Here is a 536-nt window from a genome sequence, read left to right as displayed (position 1 = left end):
GTTGTCGACCAACGGCACGGCCGGGTAGCCACGTGCGGCGCGGATAACCGCTGAAGGCATCTAAGCGGGAAGCCGTTCCCGAGATCAGTTCTCCTTCCGGTAAGGGCCCAGGTAGACTACCTGGTCGATAGGCCGCAGGTGCAAGCACGGCGACGTGCTCAGCCGAGCGGTACTAATAGCCCGAGCTCTTACCCGCATCCGACCGGGCGGGACGCCATACTTAACGTATCACGGTGTCGCGTCGTCAGAAGGTCAGGTCGGTACGGTCCCGTCTGCGAGTCGCTGTGCGGCCCTCAGGGCACGCGAGGATCCCGGGTGGGAGGTATGAAAGCCGCCCACCGGTCAGCGGCCATTGCGTGCGGGGCACGCCCGGTCCCATTCCGAACCCGGAAGCTAAGCCGCACCGCGCCGATGGTACTGCGGGGTCAGCCCGTGGGAGAGCAGGGCGCCGCTGACCGGTGGACGGCTTTCGCGCTTTCCCGGCGCGGGAGCGCAAGGGGGTCCCCTCGGGGGCCCTCTTTTGCAATGTCGATAGG

1 rRNA gene and 1 other annotated feature (1 of these 2 running past the window's edge) are annotated in these 536 nt (G+C 66.8%); the gene reads left to right on the top strand.

From position 1 onward, the window contains the following. Positions 1 to 190: a sequence feature (23S ribosomal RNA rRNA prediction is too short), on the top strand (it extends 1,083 nt beyond the left edge of the window). Positions 191 to 341: 151 nt separating this feature from the next. Beyond that, a 5S ribosomal RNA gene (rrf, locus tag COLINT_RS07530) occupies positions 342 to 457 on the top strand. Positions 458 to 536 lie beyond the last annotated feature (79 nt).

The sequence above is a fragment of the Collinsella intestinalis DSM 13280 genome, from assembly GCF_000156175.1.
GTDB lineage: Bacteria > Actinomycetota > Coriobacteriia > Coriobacteriales > Coriobacteriaceae > Collinsella > Collinsella intestinalis.
Note: the sequence above shows the minus strand (reverse complement) of the source record. Positions and strands in the feature narration are given on the sequence as shown.